The 1,764-nt window shown below is 53.5% G+C and carries 1 protein-coding gene; it reads left to right on the top strand.

Annotated features, from left to right (window positions below; translation table 11 throughout):
• The first annotated feature begins 651 nt into the window (after positions 1-651).
• Complete coding sequence (locus G568_RS0117655; RefSeq protein WP_169576979.1) at positions 652-1,473, top strand: rhamnan synthesis F family protein; 822 nt, start codon at positions 652-654, stop codon at positions 1,471-1,473.
• The last annotated feature ends 291 nt before the right edge of the window (positions 1,474-1,764 follow it).

The following is a 1,764-nucleotide window of genomic DNA, read 5'->3' on the forward strand; positions in this document are numbered from 1 at the left end:
ACCGCGCTCGGCATACCCATAACTGAGCCCGTAGGATGAGTCTGTCTGGGGAAAGGGGGCGTCTGGCCTTCAACCAATTTGTGCAACAGAGTCTCGGGCGGCCCAACGTTGGGGATCGGATCAAGGAGAACAAGATCTACTTGCGAGCGGCCCTGAAATAGGGGGCAGGTCAGCGAAGTCGCGGGTCGTCAAGAAAATCGTCCCCAGTTGAAACAGAGCCGATGACGGCTGCCAAGGCGGCGGAATCCTGCAGCCGTCGATTGTGTCTTTCCGAAGTATCAAATATAGGTTGCTTATTCCGTGCCTTTCAATGGAAGACCCGGTCTTTCGGAAAAACCGGAGGCACTTCAACAACGGTCGTTCTGCCTATCGGGATATGTGAGAGCTTTCTGGCTCGTAGATTTCAAGAGGTTCAACGTGGTGGAAAGGTGGAAGATCAGGCGCGAGCTGGTTCGGATAAAGCAGCAACTCGCGATGATACCTGAAGCGCTGTATGAGCCCATCATGCGTCGCAGACATGAGAGAGCCTTCGCGCAAAGCGATTCCGAACACCAAGGGTCAGTAGGGCTCTCATCAAAAGTTGCCATTTTCGTCGTGTGGCAACCGGACGGGCTTCGCACTTCTACGTTGGATACATGCCATCATCTCCACATGGCCGGCTACTCGGTAATGCTCGTATCGAACGCGCAGATGCAGCCAGATGATATTGCACGGGTGCAACCCAACGTCTGGAGAATTATAACCAGACCAAATTTTGGATATGACTTCGGCGGATACCGTGACGGTATTAGGTTGCTCGACTATGAGGAAATTGTTCCGGATGAATTGATCATCCTCAATGACAGCATCTATTTTCCGATCCTTCCGGAAGACGATACCATCAAAAGGCTGGAGCAGAATGACGCCGATATCAGCGGTATGGTCTTGCGGTGCCGAGGGAGCGAACGCTTTCTGGAGAGCTACTTCTATCTGATCAAGGGGCATGTTCTGCAAAATCGCGCATTTCGTGACTTCTGGAACAACTATACTTTCACGTCTAACAAGTACAAAACCATCCGTCGCGGGGAGCGCGGCTTCAGCGCGGCCATGGCAGATGCTGGCCTTAAACTTGATGGCTTGTTCAAGAAGCAGGAGTTCCGAACTGCAATAATGTCGGCAGATAAAACGATGCTGCGCGAGATTGTGAAACATGCAGCCCTTCCTTCCTCGGACGCGGCGCAACGCGCAAGGTCAATTGCTCAGGCAGGAACACCGGAAGAGCTGCGGTCGTTGATTTTCTCCCAAATGGAAAAGCTGCAGTTTTACAGTGCCTTTCCTGTCGGATCACACAGCCTCATGAATTTTCCGGTGCTCAAAAAGAGCAAAGATGAAGTGGCTACCGCATGGCGACAGCAATACCTCAGGGCTGTGGACGCCGGGTTGGTTGCGCCGCCACCGCTGTCCGTCGCAAATGAGATACGCCGCACCTACTGAACCGAGGCTCCGCGCCCGGCGTGCGGGATCAATCCGAAACAGGCGCCAATAAAACCGAGGACAATAAAGTCCACAGTCTTTCGGGGGACATGTTGCCGCCATCTTGAACGTCGCCAAAGCCTCGAGCTGATTTCAGCGTCCATTATGGCCGCTTTATGAAGATGTTGTCGAAGAACCGGCCTTTCCCATCCATCGAGGAGCTATGCCCGAAAGTTGGTGACGGCGTGATCAGGCGGCGGCTTGAAGTTGCTTGATCCCGTCCTTGAAGGCAATCCCCTGGACGATTTCCGG

Origin of the sequence: Sediminimonas qiaohouensis DSM 21189 (assembly GCF_000423645.1) — a bacterium.
In the GTDB taxonomy this organism is placed as follows: domain Bacteria; phylum Pseudomonadota; class Alphaproteobacteria; order Rhodobacterales; family Rhodobacteraceae; genus Sediminimonas; species Sediminimonas qiaohouensis.

Bases quoted from the DNA above. Each gene is read 5' to 3' on its own strand.
- G568_RS0117655 (WP_169576979.1), top strand. From the start codon at position 652: ATGGCCGGCTACTCGGTAATGCTCGTATCGAACGCGCAGATGCAGCCA.